The following is an 18,046-nucleotide window of genomic DNA, read 5'->3' on the forward strand; positions in this document are numbered from 1 at the left end:
CAATCATCGCTATGAGCGTCGAATTCCTGTGGTACATACCCAATCAGGTCGACCCGGGCCATCGCGGGGATACCGCCGGTGCCGGTCACAACAGTCTGGACGCGTTGACCACGCAGGCGCTGGCGCTCGAGGAGTACGGCTGGAAGGGCGCGCTGCTGGGCACCGGGTGGGGACGTCCGGATACCTTCACCGTCGCCACCGCGCTGGCCGCGCGCACCGAGAGTTTCGAACCGCTGATCGCGATCCGTCCGGGATATTGGCGGCCCGCGAATTTCGCCACCGCTGCCGCGACGCTCGATCATCTCTCCGGTGGCCGGGTCCGGATCAATATCGTCTCCGGTAAGGACAATCTCCCGGCGTACGGCGAGAGCGAGGAGGATCAGGCACTGCGGTACGGACGCACCAAGGAGTTCTTGCAGTTGGTGCGCAAGCTCTGGACCGAGGAGAACGTCACCTATCGCGGTGAGCACTATCAGGTCACCGATTCCACCGTGGTGCCGCGCATTACGCCCCGCGAGGGCCGCCCGCATCCCAAGCTCTACTTCGGCGGCGCGTCCGATGCGGCCGAGCGGGTCGCCGCGACCGAGGCCGATGTGCAGCTGTTCTGGGGTGAACCCCTCGAGGGCGTACGCGAGCGCATCGAACGCCTGCGCGCGCTGAGCGCCGAACTGGGCCGCGAGCACGCACCGCTCGAATTCGGTTTGCGCGTCACCACTTTCGTGCGCGACACCACCGAACAGGCCTGGGCCGACGCCGAGGCGAAGGTGGCGGAGATGGCCGAACGGCAAGGCGAACAGCAGAATTGGCGGCAGACGGCCGTCGGGCAACAGCGCCTGCTCGATCTGGCCGCGCGCGGGGAAGTGCTGGACGACAATCTCTACACCACACCGGGCCGATTCGGCGGTGGCGGCGCGGGCACCACCTGGCTGGTCGGGTCGGCGCAGGACGTCGCCGAATCACTGCGGCGCTACCGCGATCTGGGGATCACCCACTTCGTACTGTCCGACACCCCGTACCTGTCCGAGATCGAGCGCCAGGGCACCCAGCTGCTCCCGCTGCTCGCGGATCTGTGAACTCCGGCTCAGCTGTGGGTTCGAATCGAGCTGCGGTCAATAGCTGACTCGGGCGGCCATCGCGGCGACGATACTCGCCATGACTCAGATCGCCCCGTCCCCGGAACAGGTGGTGGCCCAGCGCTACCGCGACCCCGCCCCGGTCGAGCCCGCGCAGTGGAATCCGGTGCTGCGGGTGCTGCACGAGCACCGCTCGGTGCGCCGGTATCTGCCCGATCCGATCTCGGAAGAGACACTGCGGCTGCTGATTTCGGCCGCGCAATCCGCGCCGACCTCCTCGAATTTGCAGGCGTGGAGTGTGATCGCGGTGCGCGATCCCGAACGCAAGGCGCGCCTGGCGGAGTTGGCCGGGAATCAGGAACATATTCGGCAGGCTCCGGTGCTGCTGGTGTGGACCGCCGATCTTGCCCGGTTGCGCGGGCTGGCCGCCGAACGCGATGCTCCCTTGGAGGGCGCGGACTATCTGGAATCCAGCTATGTAGCGTTCCTGGATGCCGCGCTGGCCGCGCAGAACGCGCTGGTGGCGGCCGAATCGCTGGGCCTGGGCACCGTGTACATCGGCGCGATTCGGAACCATCCGGAACAGGTGGCGGCCGAATTGGCTTTGCCGCCGGGTGTTTTCGCCGTCGTCGGACTGGTGGTCGGCACCCCGGATCCGAGTGAGGACGCGCGGGTCAAGCCGCGACTGCCGCAGGCCGCGGTGCTGCACACCGAGGCGTACGACACGGCCGCGCAGGGCGCGCATATCGCCGAGTACGAGACCCGGATCGCCGAGTTCTACTCCGAACAGCGCCTCCAGCATTCGTGGACCGAGCGGGTGCTGGCCCGGCTGGCCTCGGCCGCCGCCCTCAATGGCCGTCATCGGCTGCGCGATCAGCTTGCCGCACGGGGATTCCCGCTGCGCTGATCGATAGGCCCGGAGGCGGGGCTCGTTGGTGTGCGGACTGTTCGGGTCTCGAAGGTGTGTGGGTGTCGCGGAGGTGTGCGGATTGTGAGTGCGGACAAGAGCGCGGGTGCGGTGTTACGGGCCGTGCTCGAGGAGGGGACCGCGCCGCGCAGTGCGATCGCGAAACGGGCCGGATTGTCGCCCGCCACCGTGACATCGCAGGTGCGGGCGCTGGGCTCGGCCGGGCTGCTGATCGAATTGCCGGAGACGGCCGGACCGGCCGGAATGGGCAGGCCGCATTCGCCGCTGGTGCTCGATATCGCGGGCAATGTGGTGATCGGGGTGCATATCGCCGCGGATCACTGCACCGTCGCGGTGTTGAATATCGCCGGGACCGTGCGGCTTTCGCATCGCATACCGCACGCCACCCTGGAACCCGAGGTGATTCTGGCCGCCGCTGCCGCCGAGGTGCGGCGGCTGCGGGCCGAATTGACCGAGCGCGTCATCGGATTGGGCGTGGCGATCGGCGGCTGGGTGGACAGCGCCGCCGGCACCGTGATCGAGCACGGCACCCTGCCGTGGCGCAATGTGGCTGTACGGCACTATCTTTCGGAGCACACCGGACTGCCGGTGACCATGGACAGTCACACCCGCGCGCTGGTGCACGCCGAACAGCTCTTCGGGCATGCGGGCAGTACCGCCGCCACCGTGGTGCTGTTCGCGGGCAATGTCATCGACGTCGCGTTCTCGGTGCATGGGCGGGTGCATTACGGCCCACGCTCGGCCGCGGGTGCGATCACCCGGCTGGCCGGGGGCGATACCGCCGAATCCGAATTGGCGCAGTGCACCGATCGGGCGCTGGTGGCCGCCGCGCATGAACTGGGCCTGTCCGTGCGCGGCATTCCGGATCTGGTGTCCGTGGCGGTCGGTGACCCGGCGGCGCAGACGCTGTTCGTGAATCGCGCGCGCATTCTGGCGCGCGTGGTGGCGGTGGTGATCGATCTGCTCGATCCGGACGCGGTGGTGATCGTGGATCCCGGACTGGTCCGGGTGCCGGGTGTGCGCGCGGCGTATCTCGATGGGGTGCGCCGATTCTCGGCCTGTGAGCGTCCCGAGGAGGTGATCACGGGATCGTCGTTCTTCGGCCGGGTACTGGAGACCGCCGCCGGGGCCGCGGTACTGCAGCGGCTGTACACCGACCCGCTCGCCGTGGTGGCCGCCGCCGAACAGGCGGTGCGGCCGGTCGGGATTTGATTCGCACTTATTTTAAGTCGAACGAATGTTGCCCGATCGCAACGCTTTCCGCGAGAGTCCTTATATGCGAAATCCTGCCGCCGCCCTCCGGTCCGAGACCCGCTCCTGTCATTGCTGCCCGGATTCCTCACATTCGTTCCGACGCAGTTCTATCAGGAGTCATCAATGCGCTCTGCTATTCCCGGGCTAGGTTTGGTCCTGGCCGCCGCACTATTGGTCGCGGGTTGCGCCACCAAGGGCGGCGATACCGATCTTTCGGCGGCGCTGCCGACCACGGTGCCGCCGGGCACCAAACTCTCCATTTCGGTGAATACCACCCGCGTCGCCCTGGAGGCGTCCGGTCAGCCGAATCCGCTGTCATTCACCGTCTCCGACTGGCCCGTGGTGCAGGCCGGACCCGATGTGATCCAGGCCTTCCGTGGCGGTGCGCTCGATATCGCCACCAATGCCGGAATTCCCCCGATCCACGCGCACGCCACCGGCGTCGACGCGAAGATCGTCGGGGTCAAGGTGCGCTCGACGCCGCTGTATCAGCTGGCGACCGCGCCCGGTTCGAATATCACCGGCCTCGCCGATCTGCGCGGTAAGCGGATCGGATTCTCGCCCGGTCAAGCCCAGGGCGTGGTCATCCTGCGCACCTTGCAGGCCGCGGGCATCCCGCTCAGCGATGTGAAACTCGTGGAATTGAACAGCCCGCAATTCCTGACCGCGTTGCAGGGCAAGCAAATCGATGTCGCACCGCTCGCCGAGCCGTCGACCACCAAATACCTCGCCCAGTACGGCAGCCAGGGCGCTCGCGCGGTGAACACCCCCGCCGTGGACGCGCTGACCGTGCTGTGGGCGCCGACCGCGGTACTCCAGGATTCCGCCAAACTCGCCGCGGTCACCGAATTCGTGAAGGTCTGGGCGCGAAGCGATATTTGGGCCTGGGAGCATCCGGACCAGTGGCTGGACGCGTATTACGTGAAGGATCAGAAGGTTTCGGCGGAAGACGCCAAACGAATTCTCACCACCGTGGAAAAGCCGTTTTATCCCGCGAAATGGGATGACGCCATCAAGTGGGAGCAGGAAACCATCGATCTGGTCACCGGCTCCGGCTATTTCGGTTCGACGTTCGACGCCGCGCAACTCTTCGATAAGCGCTTCGAACAGCTCGCCTCCGAGGCGGTGCCCGCGCAGTACCGGACCAAGGAGTCGCAATGACACTCGCACTGCCGCGCCCGGCGGTAACCACCGCCCGGCCCGCCGAGGCCTTCGTGGAACGGCGTCGCCTGCGCCGCCTGGGACTTCGTAAACCGGTACCGTTCGCCCGCCTGCTCGGCGTGGTGGTGGTGCTCGCCGCCTGGTCGGCGGGCAGCTATTACGGCCTGCTGGATCAGCGCAAACTGTCCGCGCCGTGGACCGTCCTGGATACCGGCTGGGATCTGGTGCGCGATGGCACCCTGGTCGACAACACCGTCGCCTCGCTGACCCGGGCCGGAATCGGTCTCGGCGTCGGCGTCGTGATCGGCACCTTGCTGGCGCTGATCGCGGGGCTGTCCCGGCTCGGCGAATCGCTGATCGACGGTCCATTGCAGATCAAGCGCGCCATCCCGAGCCTGGGCCTGATCCCGCTGATGATTCTGTGGCTGGGCATCGGTGAGACGTTCAAGATCGTGGTGATCACCCTCGGCGTGGTCGTCGCGGTATACCTGCAAACCCATGCCGCGCTCACCGCCATCGATAAGCGATTCGTGGAACTGTCGGAGGTGCAAGGGGTTTCGCGGGTGCAGTTCATTCGCAGCGTGGTGATCCCGGGCTCGCTGCCGGGCTTCTTCCTCGGGCTGCGGCTCGGGGTCACCTCGGCCTGGCTGTTCCTGGTCGTCGTCGAATCCGTCAATGCCACAGACGGATTGGGAAAAATGATGAGCAGCGCCCAGAACTACGGTCAGGCCGACGTCATCCTGGTCTGCCTGGTGCTGTACGGGGTCTTCGGACTGATCTCCGACGCCGGTATCCGACTGATCGAAGGCAGGGTGCTGTCATGGCGTCGCACGATTTCGAACTAGGTGTCCGCACCCGGGATCTGGTGCGCTCCTTCGGGAATCGCACCGTGCTGGACGATATCTCGCTCACCATCCCGCCCGGCCAGTTCGTCGCCCTGCTCGGCCGCAGCGGCTCCGGCAAGAGCACGCTACTGCGCGCGCTGGCCGGACTGGATCGCGATGTCGAGGGGACCGGCACGCTGCGGGTGCCCGCGAAAACCTCCGTGGTATTCCAGGATTCGCGATTGCTGCCGTGGCAGCGGGTGCTGAGCAACGTCCTCTACGGGCAGCCGCGCAGCCGCCGCCAGCAGGGCCGCGACCTGCTGGCAGAGGTCGGGCTGACCGGCCGCGACCGTGCCTGGCCGTCCGAGCTGTCCGGTGGTGAGCAGCAGCGGGTGGCGCTGGCCCGCGCCCTGGTCGGCGAGCCCGATCTGTTGCTCGCCGATGAACCCTTCGGCGCGCTGGACGCGCTCACCCGTATCAAGATGCATGAGCTACTGCGCGAATTGATCGCGCGGCACACCCCGACAGTCCTGCTGGTCACCCATGACGTGGACGAGGCGATCACCCTGGCGCAGCGCGTGCTGGTGCTGGACGCGGGCCGCCTCACCGTCGACCTGCCCATCGAACTGCCGGCCGAACGCGATCCGGGCGAGCCCGAATTCCAGCGTTACCGCCGGACCCTGTTGACCGCGCTGGGCGTCGTCCCGGCCGGAGTCTGAGTTAGGAACCGTATGTCCCCGAAGCAGTTGCACCTCAACGCGTTTCTCATGTCGACCGGACACCACGAGGCGTCCTGGCGGTTGCCGGAATCCGATCCGAATTCGAATACCAAGATCGACCACTACGTGAACCTCGCCAAGATCGCCGAGCGCGGCAAGCTGGATTCGATCTTCTTCGCGGACAGCCCGGTGCTGTTCGGCGATACCGGCCGCCGCCCGTCCGGCAAGCTGGAGCCGACGGTGCTGCTCACCGCCATCGCGGTGCAGACCTCGCGGATCGGTCTCATCGCCACCGCGTCCACCAGTTACAACTCCCCGTTCAATCTGGCGCGGCGGTTCGCCTCGGTGGACTGGGTGTCCGGCGGGCGCGTCGGCTGGAATATCGTCACCACCGCCGGTGCGGACGCGGCCCGCAATTTCGGCCTCGACGATGTGCCCGATCACGCGCTGCGCTACGCCAAGGCCGCCGAATTCGTCGATGTGGCAACGAAACTGTGGGACAGCTGGGCCGATGACGCGGTGCTCGCCGATAAGGAATCGGGTATCCACACCGATCCGGACAAGGTTCGCAAGATCGATCACGACGGTGAGTTCTTCAAGGTCGCCGGACCGCTGAACCTGCCGCGCTCACCGCAGGGCTATCCGGTGCTGGTGCAGGCCGGATCCTCCGAGGACGGTAAGGAATTCGCGGCCCGCCACGCCGAGGCGGTGTTCACCGCGCAGCAGACCATCGAGGACGGGCTGGAGTTCTACACCGATCTCAAGCGCCGGGCCGCCGCGATCGGCCGCGATCCCGACACCATCAAGATCCTGCCCGGCATCGTGCCCGTCATCGGCGATACCGAGGAGCACGCGCGCGAGCTCGATGCCGAACTGGAGCGGTTGATCTCGCCCGAATACGCCAAGCGCCAACTCGCCCGCACCTGGGGTATTCCGGTCGAGGATCTGGACCTGGACAGCGAACTGCCCGACGATCTGCCCACCGAGGACGAGATCCAGGGCGCCAAGAGCCGGTTCACCCTGATCGTGAATCTCGCTCGGCGCGAACGGCTCACGCTGCGCCAGCTCATCGCCCGGCTCGGCGGCGGGCGCGGGCACCACACCTTCGCCGGTACGGCCGAACAGGTCGCGGACACCATCGAGGAATGGTTCACCCGCGGTGCCGCCGACGGTTTCAACATCATGCCCGCCGTGCTGCCGTCCGGTCTGGAGCGCTTCGTCGACGAGGTGGTGCCGATTCTGCAGCGGCGCGGGCTGTTCCGCACCGAGTACACCGAGACCACCCTGCGCGGGCACTACGGGCTGGAGCGCCCGGTCAACCAGTTCGATGCCGCCGGCGCGCTCGTGGTCGCCGGATGAGTTCGGGCTCCGACTGTTTCGATCCCGCGGCCTCGGAATCTGGCTCGCAATCGGCCGCGGCGACCGATTCCGCTGCCACCGGCTGGATTCGGTATCTGCTGCGGCGATGCGCTGCGCATCGGCGGACGGTGGTCGCCGCCGCCGTGGGGTCGGTGATCGCGGCGGTGCTCACCGCGATTCTGCCGTTGATCGTGCGACATGTGGTCGACACGCTCACCTCGAGTGCGGCGTCGGTGGTGCCGTGGGTGGTGTTGCTACTCGCCATCGGGGTGGTGCGGTTCGGTGCCGGATACACCCGGCGCGTGGGGTCCTCGCGACTGTCCCTGGATGTGCAGCATGATCTGCGCCGCGATCTGTTCGCGGCGCTGCTGCGGTTGAATGGGCGGCAGCGGGCCGGGCTGTACACCGGGCAGGTGGTGAGTCGCGCCATCACCGATGTGACGCTGATCCAGATGTTCCTGCAATTGGTTCCGCTGGTCACGGGTAACGCGGTGCTGCTCGGGGTGTCGCTGGTATTGATGGCGACCATGTCCCCGGCGCTGACCGCGATCGCGCTGCTGGTGATTCCGGCGCTGTGGTTCATCACCAAACGCAGTCAGCGCGAGTTGTTCCCGGCCAACTGGGACGCCCAGGCGCGCGCCGCGGAGGTGGCCATGCGGGTGGAGGCCGCCGTCACCGGGGTGCGCGTGGTGAAGGGTTTCGGGCAGGAATCGCGCGAACTGGATGGTCTGGCCGAGTCCGCGCGTGATCTGTACCGGTCGCGGCTGCGGATTACTCGGATCACCAGTCGATTCACACCGCTCATGCAGGCGATTCCGGCCGCCGGTCAGGCGCTGGTGTTGATTGTGGGTGGTCTGCTCGCGCTGCACCAATCCATCACGCTGGGCACGTTTTTGGCGTTCATGACCTACCTCGGGTCGTTCGTGACGCCGATTCGAATGTTCTCCATGCTGCTCACGGTGAGCCAGCAGGGCAAGGCATCCCTGGATCGGGTGCGCGAGGTGATCGAGACACCGGTTCCCGCCGAGACGGGGGCGGCGGGAACCAGAGCTCCCGATACCGTACGGGCAGAACACGCTCCGCGCATCGAATTCCAGGATGTGCGTTTCGGATTCGAGGATCAGCCGCCGGTATTGAACGGTTTGGAGCTGGTCGTCGAGGCGGGGGAGACGGTGGCCATCGCGGGCGCGGCGGGCTCCGGGAAATCGATCCTGGTGCAGCTGCTGCCCCGGTTGTTCGATCCGGACGCGGGCCGGATTCTGCTGGACGGCACCGATATTCGCGAACTGACGGAGCTGCGCGATCAGGTCGCCATGGTGTTCGAGGACACCTCGCTGATGGCCGACAGCGTGCGCGCCAATGTCGCGTACGGCCGACCCGAGGCGGACGACGATCAGGTCTGGCACGCGCTGCGACTGGCCGCCGCCGACGACTTCGTGGCCGCGCTGCCCGAAGGCCTCGATACGCTCATCGGTGAACGCGGACAGCGGCTTTCGGGTGGGCAGCGCCAGCGCCTGGCCCTGGCGCGCGCCCTGATCACCGATGCCCCGATCCTGGTGCTCGACGATGCCACCTCGGCCATCGACGCCCAGGTCGAGGAACAGATCTTCGCCCGCATCGCCGCCGAGGTGCGACGGCGCACCACCATCGTGGTGGCGCACCGCATTTCGACGCTGGCGCTGGCCGATCGCGTCGCGGTCCTGGATGACGGCCGCATCGCCGAACTCGGCACGCTGCACGAACTACAGCGCTCGGGTGAGCTGTTCCACGCGCTGTTCACCCCGCCCGATCCGGCGAGCATCGCCGTCGACCTGACCGCCGGTTCGGAATCGGTTCCCACCGAGGGACTTTGGGCGCAGGCCGAATCCGACGGTGATGAGAGCCGGGTGCTCGAACAGATCGCCAAGGCGTTCTCCCAGCGCGCGGCGGGCGCGCCCGGGCCGATGGGCGGCGTCGGCGGCGGCATGATGTCGGGTGCGCCGCCCAGCGGTGATGTGCAGGCGCTGATCGATCGCCTGCCGCCGCTGTCCGGGGAACCCGAAGTGTCCGAACACTTCTCGCACACCCCGGATACCTCCTTCGATCTGGCCGGGTTGCTGCGCCCGTTCGCGCTGCCGCTGCTGGCCGGTCTCGGCTTGGTGGCCCTGGACGCGCTGGCGCAGATCCTGATCCCGTTCCTGGTGCGGTTCGGCATCGACCACGGTGTGCTGGAGAACGCGCGCGGTGTGCTGCTGATCGCCGCGAGTCTGGCACTGGTGGTGGTCGTGGTGGACTGGGCGATCACGGTCGCGCAGGTGCGGGTCACCGGGCGTGCGGGGGAGCGGCTGCTGTACGGGTTGCGGGTCAAGGTGTTCGCGCAATTGCAGCGTCTGGGATTGCAGTTCTACGAGCGAGAACTGGCCGGGCGCATCATGACTCGCATGATCACCGACGTCGACGGTCTGTCCACGTTCCTGCAGACGGGCCTGGCGGTCGCGCTCACCAGCACCCTCACCATCGCCGGGGTGGTGGTGGCGCTGGTCGTCATCGACGCCGGACTGGCGCTGGTGGTACTGCCATTGCTGCCGGTGCTGGTGGTGGCGACCATCGCCTTCCGCCGTGCCTCGGTGCCCGCGTACAACCTGGCTCGCGAACAGGTCAGCGCCGCCAACGCGTATTTGCAGGAGAACGTGGACACCATCGCGGTGACGCAGGCCTATCGCCGCGAGGCGGTGAATCAGCGCGAATTCGACCGGCGCTCCTGGGGTTACCGCAACGCCCGGCTGCGCAGTCAGACGCTTATGGCGCTGTTCTTCCCGTTCATCGAGATCATGTCGCTGATCGCCACGGCGGCGGTCCTGGCCGTCGGTGTGCATCAGGTTCGCGAAAGCGTGCTCACCGCAGGCACTTTGATCGCGTTCCTGCTGTACGTCGATCTGCTGTTCGCGCCCATCCAGCAGCTGTCGCAGGTCTTCGACAGCTATCAGCAGGCGGTGATCGGCGTCGAACGCCTCGGAGTGCTCATGCGCGAACAGGTCGCCACCCCGGAGGCGCCGCACGCCCGTCCGGTCGCGGGCCTGGCGGGCGAGATCGAGTTCCGCGCTGTCGGTTTCGCCTACGACACCGCCGGAACCCGGGTGCTGTCCGGTATCGATCTGCGGATCGCGCCCGGCCAGCAGGTCGCCGTGGTCGGCGAAACCGGTGCGGGCAAATCCACCCTGGTGAAACTGCTCGCGCGCCTCTACGACACCACCGACGGCGCGGTACTGGTCGACGGCGTGGACATCCGCGACTACCGATTGCGCGACTACCGCCATCGCCTCGGCGTGGTGCCGCAGGAGCCGTTCCTGTTCGGTGACACCGTGCACGCGGCCATCGCGTACGGCAAACCCGATGCCACCCCGGCCGAAATCGAATGGGCCGCACGGGCGGTCGGCGCGCACGAGATGATCGCCGCCCTCGAACACGGCTACCGCCAGCCCATCGGCGCGCACGGTGCGGCACTGTCGGCGGGGCAGCGTCAACTGCTGGCCCTGGCCCGCGCCCAATTGGTCGATCCGGACATCCTCATCCTCGATGAGGCCACCGCGTCACTGGACCTGGCCACCGACGCCCGGGTCCGCACGGCGGTCGAGGTGCTCACGGCGGGGCGCACCACCATCGTGGTGGCGCACCGCCTGGCGACCGCCGCCACCGCGGACCTCATCGTGGTGGTCGGCGAGGGTCGCCTGCTGCAAACCGGTCGCCACACCGATCTGCTGGAACAGGACGGCCCCTATCGCCGCCTGTGGTCGGCCTACGTCGGTGACGCGGTGGAAGCGGAGTCGATGAACGCCTGAGAGGACAGTGCTCAGGCGCAGCGGTGCGGGAGTTCCACGATTCTCGTCACCGCTCCGTCCTGCACGTGGATTGCCATGTCCGGCATGGAGTTCCGGTGGGCGAGGTCGTCGCGAAGATGCTCCAGCGTGCACGGACCGCGGTAGGGGCTGCCGGTCAGATGCTCGCAGTCCGGCGTGCACACGATGGTCGCGTCGGCGGAAATCACTGTCGCCCAGTCGATGACACGCTTGTGCTGGGTTGTGCCGGTATCGGCGCGGTCCGGGGTGCGATAGACGAGCCAGCCGTTCGTTATCCGCTCGGGCCGGACGATGAGATCGATGGCGGTATGCCTGCGCGCCGGATGCACGGGTGCGAATACGCCGTAGATCGATGCGGCCAGACCCGCGATGGTGAGGATTACCAGGGTCGGCCACTGCCGATGGAACCATGATCCGGTGAACGTCATACCGTGATGGTTCCGGGCGCGGGGGTGGCCGGTCTTGTCGTCGTGCTCGAGCCTGAAAGCCGGTATTTGTTCGCACCGACAGCCGGGTGGTTACCCGATATGTCTACTTTTTCACTGCCCGCAGACCTGCGATATTCGGAGATTCGGGGCTACCTTCAAGACTATGGGCAACGATGTAGCTACTGTCCAGAAAATCGTGGCGGGATTGAATGACGGTGTCGCGCGGCTGCTCGGTGCCGATGAGGCGTCGGACCGGCCCGTGACGAGTATCGAACTCTTCGATTCGGCCGATGCGGTATTCGAACCGGGCGCGCTGGTACTCGCCATCGGGGTGGACGGCGAGGAGCGGGTGTGCGCGCTGCTGGCCGCCGCCGAACGCGATGGCGTGGCCGGTGTGGTGGTCAAGGGGACCTCCGCGAAGATCGCCGCGGATCTGGCCGCCGGTATCGCGGTGGTGTGGCTGCGCGAGGACACCTCGTGGATGGAGTTGGCGGTGAGTCTGCGGCAGCGGCTCATCGACCGCGGCCGATCCCATCTCGCCGGTGACGGTTCGGCGGCGAATGAGCTTTTCGCACTGGCGGATTCGATCAGCACGCTGGTCGGCGGACCGGTCACCATCGAATCCGAGGCGTCCGAGGTGCTGGCCTGGTCGACCGGGCAGCAGGGGGCCGACGGGCTGCGGGTGGAATCGATTCTGGTGCGCACGGTGCGGCCGGGCTGGGTTCGGCTGCTCGCCGAAGAGGGCGTGCTGGCCGAAATCGCCAAATCTCCCGATCCGGTGTTCGTACCCGCGCATTCGATCGACGGTCAGCCGATGCCCCGGGTCGCGATCGCGGTGCGCAGCGGCGGTGTCATCCTCGGCTATATCTGGATCGTGGTGCAGGAGCCGCTCTCGGAGGAGACGGCCGAGCAGTTGCGGTATCTGACCCGGATCGTGGCCTTGCAACTGGCACAGTTGACCATGAATCCGCCCTCGGCCATCCGGCAGGAGCGTCGTGAACTGGGCGAGGCGGTCTTCGCGGGTGGTCCGGGGGCGATGCTCGCGGCGGATCGGCTCGGATTGACGCCCGGACCGCTGGTCGTACTGGCCATCGGAGCTGAGGATCCGCGTAACGCGGCGGGCCGGGGTGACGGTTCGCTGATCGCGGATCGGCGTCGGATCGACAATCTCTTCGAGCACTATCTCAGCGCGGTTCACCCGTCCAGCGTGGTGCTGCGCAATGCGCGGGTGCTCTACGCGCTGCTGGCCTGGCCGGGGTTGGACGATGAGCTGGCTGTCACCGAAACCCGTTCGCTGGCAGACGATTTCATGCGTCGGTCGCTCGACGGCACCGACTATCGGATTGCCGTCGCCCCCGCGATCGCGGGCGTGGCGCGGGTGGCGGTGGCGCGGGCGCAGGCCGGTGCGATTCTGACCGCCATGCTGCGGCAGCCCGGGCCCGCGAGTGCGCGATTGGCGGATGTGGCGCTGCCGATGCTGCTGGGCAGACTCGCCGATTACGCGGATTCCCTTGATCTGCCGCCGTTTTCGGGTCCGCTGCGCGCGCTGGCCGATGAACAGGGCGGCAATGGGCAGCTGCTGGAATCGCTGTCCGCGTACTTCGAATCGGGCGGGGTGCTGGACGCGGCAGCCGCCCGGCTGCACGTGCACATCAACACCCTGCGGTATCGCCTGCGCAAAGTGCAGGAGGTCAGTGGACTCGATCTACAGGACGCGGACTCGGTATTGCTCGCGCAGTTGGAACTTCGACTCTCACATCTGCGGCGCGGCATCCGGTGATCGCGGTCCGCGATCCCGGGTAGCCGTCGTAATCGCCGTCAGTGCACCACATTCGGTACCGCGTTCGGGTTCGTCGCGCCCACCGCCGCACCGATGCCCGCACCGACGCCGGTGCCGATCGCCGCGCCGACACCCGCGCCGACCGCCACCGGAACCGCTTCACCGGCCGCGAAACCGACTGCGCCGCCGATCAATCCGCCGGTGATCGCGCCACCGGGAACGGTGACACCCTCGAGCGGGACCGCGGGCAGTCCGATCACCCCGCCGATGGCCGCACCCGTGACGGCTCCGATCGGCACGCCGATCGCGGCTCCGGCCAGACCCACCGGCAGCCCCGCGATACCGCCGACGATACCGCCGCCGACCGCGCCCACTCCGGCGCCGATACCCGCGCCCACGGCCGCGCCGCTGGCGATCGGATTGGACGGCTGCTGTTGGGCGGCCGGGGCCGGGGGAGTCACGGTCGCGGCATTGGCCGTCCCGGTTCCCGCCGCGAGAATGAGGGCGGGCGCGGCCAGGGCGATAACTCCGGTACCGGCGATGGTGACGAGATTCTTCTTCATGACTGCGGATCCTTACGAACAGTTGGAACGTGGACGATGTAATACTCGTACGCCCTGTACCAGCGGTTCTTGTCCGGCAGTTCAAACTCGGCGGAGCCCGATTGTCCGAGCCGACACCCCTTACGGACTGAGCGTGCCGCGCAATTCGATGGCGATTTGCGAGGCGTCCAGGTTGGCGAGCGCATTCGCAAGCACATCGGCGTCGAAGGTGCCGTTATCGCGGGCGTCCAGCAGGGCCGAACGCTGGGCGGCGATGACGGCGAGACGATGATCACGTGAGGCGGTGAAGCTCTGCTCGGTGGGCTCACCCTCGGGATGCGGGGGCTCGGGCACCGTCAGCGCGCTCTCGCGGAGCAATTCCATCACCTTGGTGAGTTCGGCGTGGGTCTGCTCCGCGGCCGCCTCCGGATCGGTATCGGAGGGAAGTGCCTGCAGCAGTGGGCCGATGGTGCCGCCCTGCACGACCAGTGACATCACCGCCACCGCGAAGGCGATCAGGACCAGCACCGAGCGCTGCGGGGTGTCCTCGGGCAGGGTTTGCGCGGCGGCCACGGTGACCGCGCCGCGCATGCCCGCCCACACCACGGCCGCGCCCTCGCGTTTGCCCAGGGGTTCGCGCAGGAAGTACTCGATATTGGCCAGTCCCTTGGTGACTCGGGTCGCTAGGCGGTCGATATCGTGCTCGGAGAGTTTGCGGCGGCTGCTCGCGCGGGACAGCATTTCCTGCTTGCCCGCGTCGGTGCTCATCTTCTCCTGCATGCTTTCCAGCCGGGGCTGCAATTGCTCACCGCGACGGACCCGGCCCGACAGCACGCGCAGTAGCGGGGCGACGAAGGCCGCGCGCACCGCGAGCGTCAGTGCCAGCGCGCCCGCGGCGATCAGCACGGCGGTGCCGACTCCGCCGTGATCGTGCTGCACATTGGTGACGATCGCGCGGATCTGCAAGCCCATGGTCAGGAATACCGCACCCTCGAGCACGAGTTCGATGGCCCGCCAATTCTGCGAATCCGAGAGCCGGTTGCGCGGCGAAAGATCGCGTGGCGCACGGATTCCCGTGATGAGACCGGCCACCACCGCCGCCACCAGACCCGACGCGCCCGCCAGTTCGGCGGGCACCGAGGCGACGAACGGGACCGTGAACGAGATGACGGTATTGACCGTGGAATCGGTGACCTGTTTGCGGACCATCAGATTGAGTCGCCCGACGCACCAGCCGATCGCCACGGCCACCAGCACCGAGTACACGAACATGCCGACCGAACTCCAGAACGAGAAGGTCGCGGCGGTGGCGACGATCGCGGTGCGCAGCAGCACCAGGGCGGTCGCGTCATTGAGCAGGCTCTCCCCGTCCAGCATCGCCACCACGCGCTTGGATACCGAGGTCTGTTTGATGATGGAGGTCGCCACCGCATCGGTCGGGCTGATGATCGCGCCCAGCGCCACACCCCAGGCGAAGCCCACATCCGGGATGACGATCATGAAGAACAGGCCCAGCGCCAGCGCGGTGCCCACCACCAGCACCACGGAAAGTCCACTGATGGCGCCGAATTCGCGCCGGAAGTTCATCGCGGGCATGGAGACCGCCGAGGAGTACAGCAGCGGCGGCAGCACGCCCTCGAGAATCCACTCGGGTTCGATATGCGCGCCCGCGAACACCGGCAGGAAGCTCACCACGACACCGATCGCCACCAGCACCAGCGGGGAGGCGATCCCGAGCCGGGGACCCACGACGGCCGAGGCGGCGATCACCAGCAGCGCGGTCATGCTCACGATCAGCAGTTCGGTCACCCGGCCAATAGTGGCAGTGCCGGGCGCCGAATCGGCGTTACTGCGGGGGTCGGTGTGCCGACCGGTCGGCTTCGCTCTGCGCGGCGATCCGCCTGCGCACCTCATCCCAGCTCATCGGCAGCTCGGCGGCCGGCGCACTGAAGAAGGTGAAAGTGGCCTCCTTCATCACCTTTCGCTTGCGCTCGATCGTCGACTTATGCGGCTCCGCACCCGCATAGGCGTAAATAGCGGCCTTATCGGTCCACGCCGAATAGGTCCAGAACGTGCCCTTGAACAGTTCGGCGTCCAGCGCCACGCCGACCGCCCCCGGCGAGCGCCGAGCCTGCCGCCACAGCGCCATCGAGGCGATCAAGAAGCCGGGCACATCGCGCAGCGACTTCACTTGCAGTCGTGAGGCCATGCACTGCACCTCGGGGGTGGTGGGTGTCTCAACGGCGATCCACGGAATCTTTGGCATACCACCAACATTCCACTATGGAGGTTAAGTTGTCAATGACAAGATTGGCGAGCGCTGCGAAACCCCCCGAAGGACTTGCTTTGTTAGGTAAGCCTGACCTACACTAGGAACCGGCGTTAGGACCGAGCGAGTGTCCGGAGGGCTGCCGAGACCCCCGGTCCATTGCCGCGGCGGGTTCCCCTACCCAAGGGGAGCCCGCCGCTTCGTATTTCCAGCAGACACGCGACCAATCCCCGATCGGCTATGTCGCGCTCCGCGAATCGAGTGCGGTCCGTATCAAACAACGGGCCGCATCACCTCGAACCGCTTGTTCGGCCAGGGCTTTGAAGTTCTTCTCGTAGAGGACCAATTCGCGGGGCTGGGTGATTGTCAGCTCGGCACTGACCGTTTCTACGAGAACCCGGGTGCGGTCGAACATGCAAAAGTTCGAGATGGGGACTATGAACTCTGCCTCGGATGGGATCACGCCCAGGGCTACACGGGGCAGGCTCATCGCGATCAGAAGCCGGTCCAGTTGTCCGATCATGATGTCGTCGTTGCCTACCGTGGTGTGCAGAACCTGCTCTGCGATAACGAAATTGAACCGGTGAGCACCCCGGTACAGGACCTGTTGCCGCTCCATACGGGCGGCCAACACGGCCTCCAGGTCCCTGCGGGAGTTGTGGAAGAAGTCCAGGGCGCGGCCTAGAACCGCCTCCGCATATGCGGGTGTCTGAAGAAGGCCGGGCACCAAAAACGGTTCGTACCACCGCATGAGGGTGGTTTCGGACTCCCACGTGATCGACTGTCGTTGCCGGTGCGGCAATCGCATTCGTCTGGTTTCGACGTATGCGGCTTGTAGGTTGCGGAGCGCTGCGACCAAGTCCGGTACCTGCTCATCAGCGCCGCACGAGGTGCACCAAGCACGGATATCGGCCTCGCTGGGAGTTTGGTTGCCGTGCTCCAGCTTTGAGACTTTCGACGGTGGCCAGCCGTGCGCATGCGAAAGTGCCCTGGCGGTCAGTCCGGCATCCTTGCGGATGTCCCGTAACTGACCGCCGAGGGCTTGTCTCGATTGTTGCGAGGTATCGGTCACCGATCCGTGCATACCCCGGTGTAATCGGCGAACGGGGTGGCCAGCTGCCATACGCGGTCTCGAAGCTGCCTGATGTGAGCCGTGATGACAGGATCGGTCGTTGTCGCCAACCCCTGCCCTGCGCCGTCGGGGCTGAAGACGCTGAAAGCGACCAGATCATCATCGAAAATCCACCAGTCGTCACCGGTGAGCAATCCTGAATCAATCGTGTGGCGGGGGATGTACCGGACGTCCTCTCCGGCAGCAATATTCAGCGGAGCAATCGCCAGCGCGAACCGCGTGTAGTCCGTATGCGGCTCCGACACCACCCGTACACGGCGGATCAACTTGTTCCGCGCCGTAGCGGCTCGCACAACATCACCCCAGCCTGCGAACCACGCGTAGTCGTCCGTTTCGCCGGCCAAGAACCGGCGGAACGGCTCATCTTCCGCGGGAGTCGAGTAGGTGTCTTGGAGTTCGAGGTGAACCGCGACCGTCCAATCCAAACGGAACAGACGGTCCGCGTCCTCACCGCGATGCAACAACATCGGGTCGAATCTCCTGTCCCACAGGAACTTCTACAACCGCTTCGTCGGCGTATTCACGGAAGCTCACTGCGGATTCCTGCAGCGCCGCAACGGCTCTGACTCGGCAGGCACGTTGTAGGTCTCGTACCTCTAGATAGAACGCCTCCTGCTTGGCCTGCCTGATCAGTGCGCGCCACTGGCCAGACTGTCGCAGTAGCACCGTAGAAAGTCCTCTCCGCTTCTGGACGCGCCAACCGCCGAAGCGGAGGTTTCTCAACTATGAAGGATCATTGCA

Annotated in this window: 15 protein-coding genes; 9 read left to right on the plus strand and 6 right to left on the minus strand. The window is 66.7% G+C overall.

Annotated elements, in window-relative coordinates; genetic code table 11:
• Positions 1-11: 11 nt before the first annotated feature.
• The 8 genes from ACFVUS_RS02595 (at position 12) to ACFVUS_RS02630 (ending at position 11,136) form a co-directional block, all read left to right on the plus strand.
• Entirely contained in the window at positions 12-1,073 is a 1,062-nt protein-coding gene (locus ACFVUS_RS02595) for an LLM class flavin-dependent oxidoreductase (RefSeq protein ID WP_387761399.1), read from the plus strand.
• A gap of 79 nt (positions 1,074-1,152) precedes the next feature.
• Positions 1,153-1,980: an NADPH-dependent oxidoreductase gene (locus ACFVUS_RS02600; protein ID WP_387761401.1), complete on the plus strand. Its 828-nt coding sequence runs from the start codon at positions 1,153-1,155 to the stop codon at positions 1,978-1,980.
• An 84-nt stretch (positions 1,981-2,064) separates the two neighbouring features.
• The gene (locus tag ACFVUS_RS02605; protein WP_387761402.1) at positions 2,065-3,213 is read left to right on the plus strand and encodes an ROK family protein; all 1,149 of its coding nucleotides are present in this window, start codon (positions 2,065-2,067) and stop codon (positions 3,211-3,213) included.
• Positions 3,214-3,378: 165 nt separating this feature from the next.
• On the plus strand, positions 3,379-4,416 hold the full coding sequence (locus ACFVUS_RS02610; protein ID WP_387761404.1) for an ABC transporter substrate-binding protein: 1,038 nt from the start codon (positions 3,379-3,381) through the stop codon (positions 4,414-4,416).
• Complete coding sequence (locus ACFVUS_RS02615) at positions 4,413-5,261, plus strand: ABC transporter permease (protein WP_387761406.1); 849 nt, start codon at positions 4,413-4,415, stop codon at positions 5,259-5,261. Before ACFVUS_RS02610 ends, ACFVUS_RS02615 begins: the two co-directional genes overlap by 4 nt.
• Positions 5,237-5,959, plus strand: coding sequence for an ABC transporter ATP-binding protein (locus ACFVUS_RS02620; RefSeq protein WP_387761408.1), 723 nt, complete (start codon positions 5,237-5,239; stop codon positions 5,957-5,959). Before ACFVUS_RS02615 ends, ACFVUS_RS02620 begins: the two co-directional genes overlap by 25 nt.
• Positions 5,960-5,971: 12 nt before the next feature.
• Positions 5,972-7,318: an LLM class flavin-dependent oxidoreductase gene (locus ACFVUS_RS02625; protein WP_387761409.1), complete on the plus strand. Its 1,347-nt coding sequence runs from the start codon at positions 5,972-5,974 to the stop codon at positions 7,316-7,318.
• Complete coding sequence (locus tag ACFVUS_RS02630) at positions 7,315-11,136, plus strand: ABC transporter ATP-binding protein (protein ID WP_387761410.1); 3,822 nt, start codon at positions 7,315-7,317, stop codon at positions 11,134-11,136. Before ACFVUS_RS02625 ends, ACFVUS_RS02630 begins: the two co-directional genes overlap by 4 nt.
• Positions 11,137-11,147: 11 nt before the next feature.
• Here ACFVUS_RS02630 and ACFVUS_RS02635 read toward each other — a convergent pair whose 3' ends face one another.
• Complete coding sequence (locus tag ACFVUS_RS02635) at positions 11,148-11,582, minus strand: hypothetical protein (RefSeq protein WP_387761411.1); 435 nt, start codon at positions 11,580-11,582, stop codon at positions 11,148-11,150.
• 163 nt (positions 11,583-11,745) lie between these two features.
• On the opposite strand from ACFVUS_RS02635, the gene ACFVUS_RS02640 reads away from it, so the two are divergent.
• Entirely contained in the window at positions 11,746-13,362 is a 1,617-nt protein-coding gene (locus ACFVUS_RS02640) for a PucR family transcriptional regulator (protein ID WP_387761412.1), read from the plus strand.
• A 38-nt stretch (positions 13,363-13,400) separates the two neighbouring features.
• On the opposite strand, the gene ACFVUS_RS02645 is transcribed toward ACFVUS_RS02640, so the two are convergent.
• The 5 genes from ACFVUS_RS02645 to ACFVUS_RS02665 form a co-directional block, all read right to left on the minus strand.
• On the minus strand, positions 13,401-13,925 hold the full coding sequence (locus ACFVUS_RS02645; protein WP_387761413.1) for a hypothetical protein: 525 nt from the start codon (positions 13,923-13,925) through the stop codon (positions 13,401-13,403).
• A gap of 120 nt (positions 13,926-14,045) precedes the next feature.
• Positions 14,046-15,713 carry a cation:proton antiporter gene (locus ACFVUS_RS02650; RefSeq protein WP_387761415.1) on the minus strand — a complete coding sequence of 556 codons (1,668 nt, stop codon included), beginning with the start codon at positions 15,711-15,713 and terminating at the stop codon, positions 14,046-14,048.
• Positions 15,714-15,750: 37 nt separating this feature from the next.
• Complete coding sequence (locus ACFVUS_RS02655; protein ID WP_387761416.1) at positions 15,751-16,170, minus strand: hypothetical protein; 420 nt, start codon at positions 16,168-16,170, stop codon at positions 15,751-15,753.
• Between the two features lie 241 nt (positions 16,171-16,411).
• Entirely contained in the window at positions 16,412-17,245 is an 834-nt protein-coding gene (locus ACFVUS_RS02660; protein ID WP_387761417.1) for a helix-turn-helix domain-containing protein, read from the minus strand.
• Complete coding sequence (locus tag ACFVUS_RS02665) at positions 17,242-17,772, minus strand: DUF6879 family protein (RefSeq protein ID WP_387761418.1); 531 nt, start codon at positions 17,770-17,772, stop codon at positions 17,242-17,244. The genes ACFVUS_RS02660 and ACFVUS_RS02665 overlap by 4 nt, the downstream gene beginning before the upstream one ends.
• Positions 17,773-18,046: the final 274 nt, after the last annotated feature.

It is taken from the genome of Nocardia sp. NPDC058058 (assembly GCF_042885355.1).
GTDB lineage: Bacteria > Actinomycetota > Actinomycetes > Mycobacteriales > Mycobacteriaceae > Nocardia.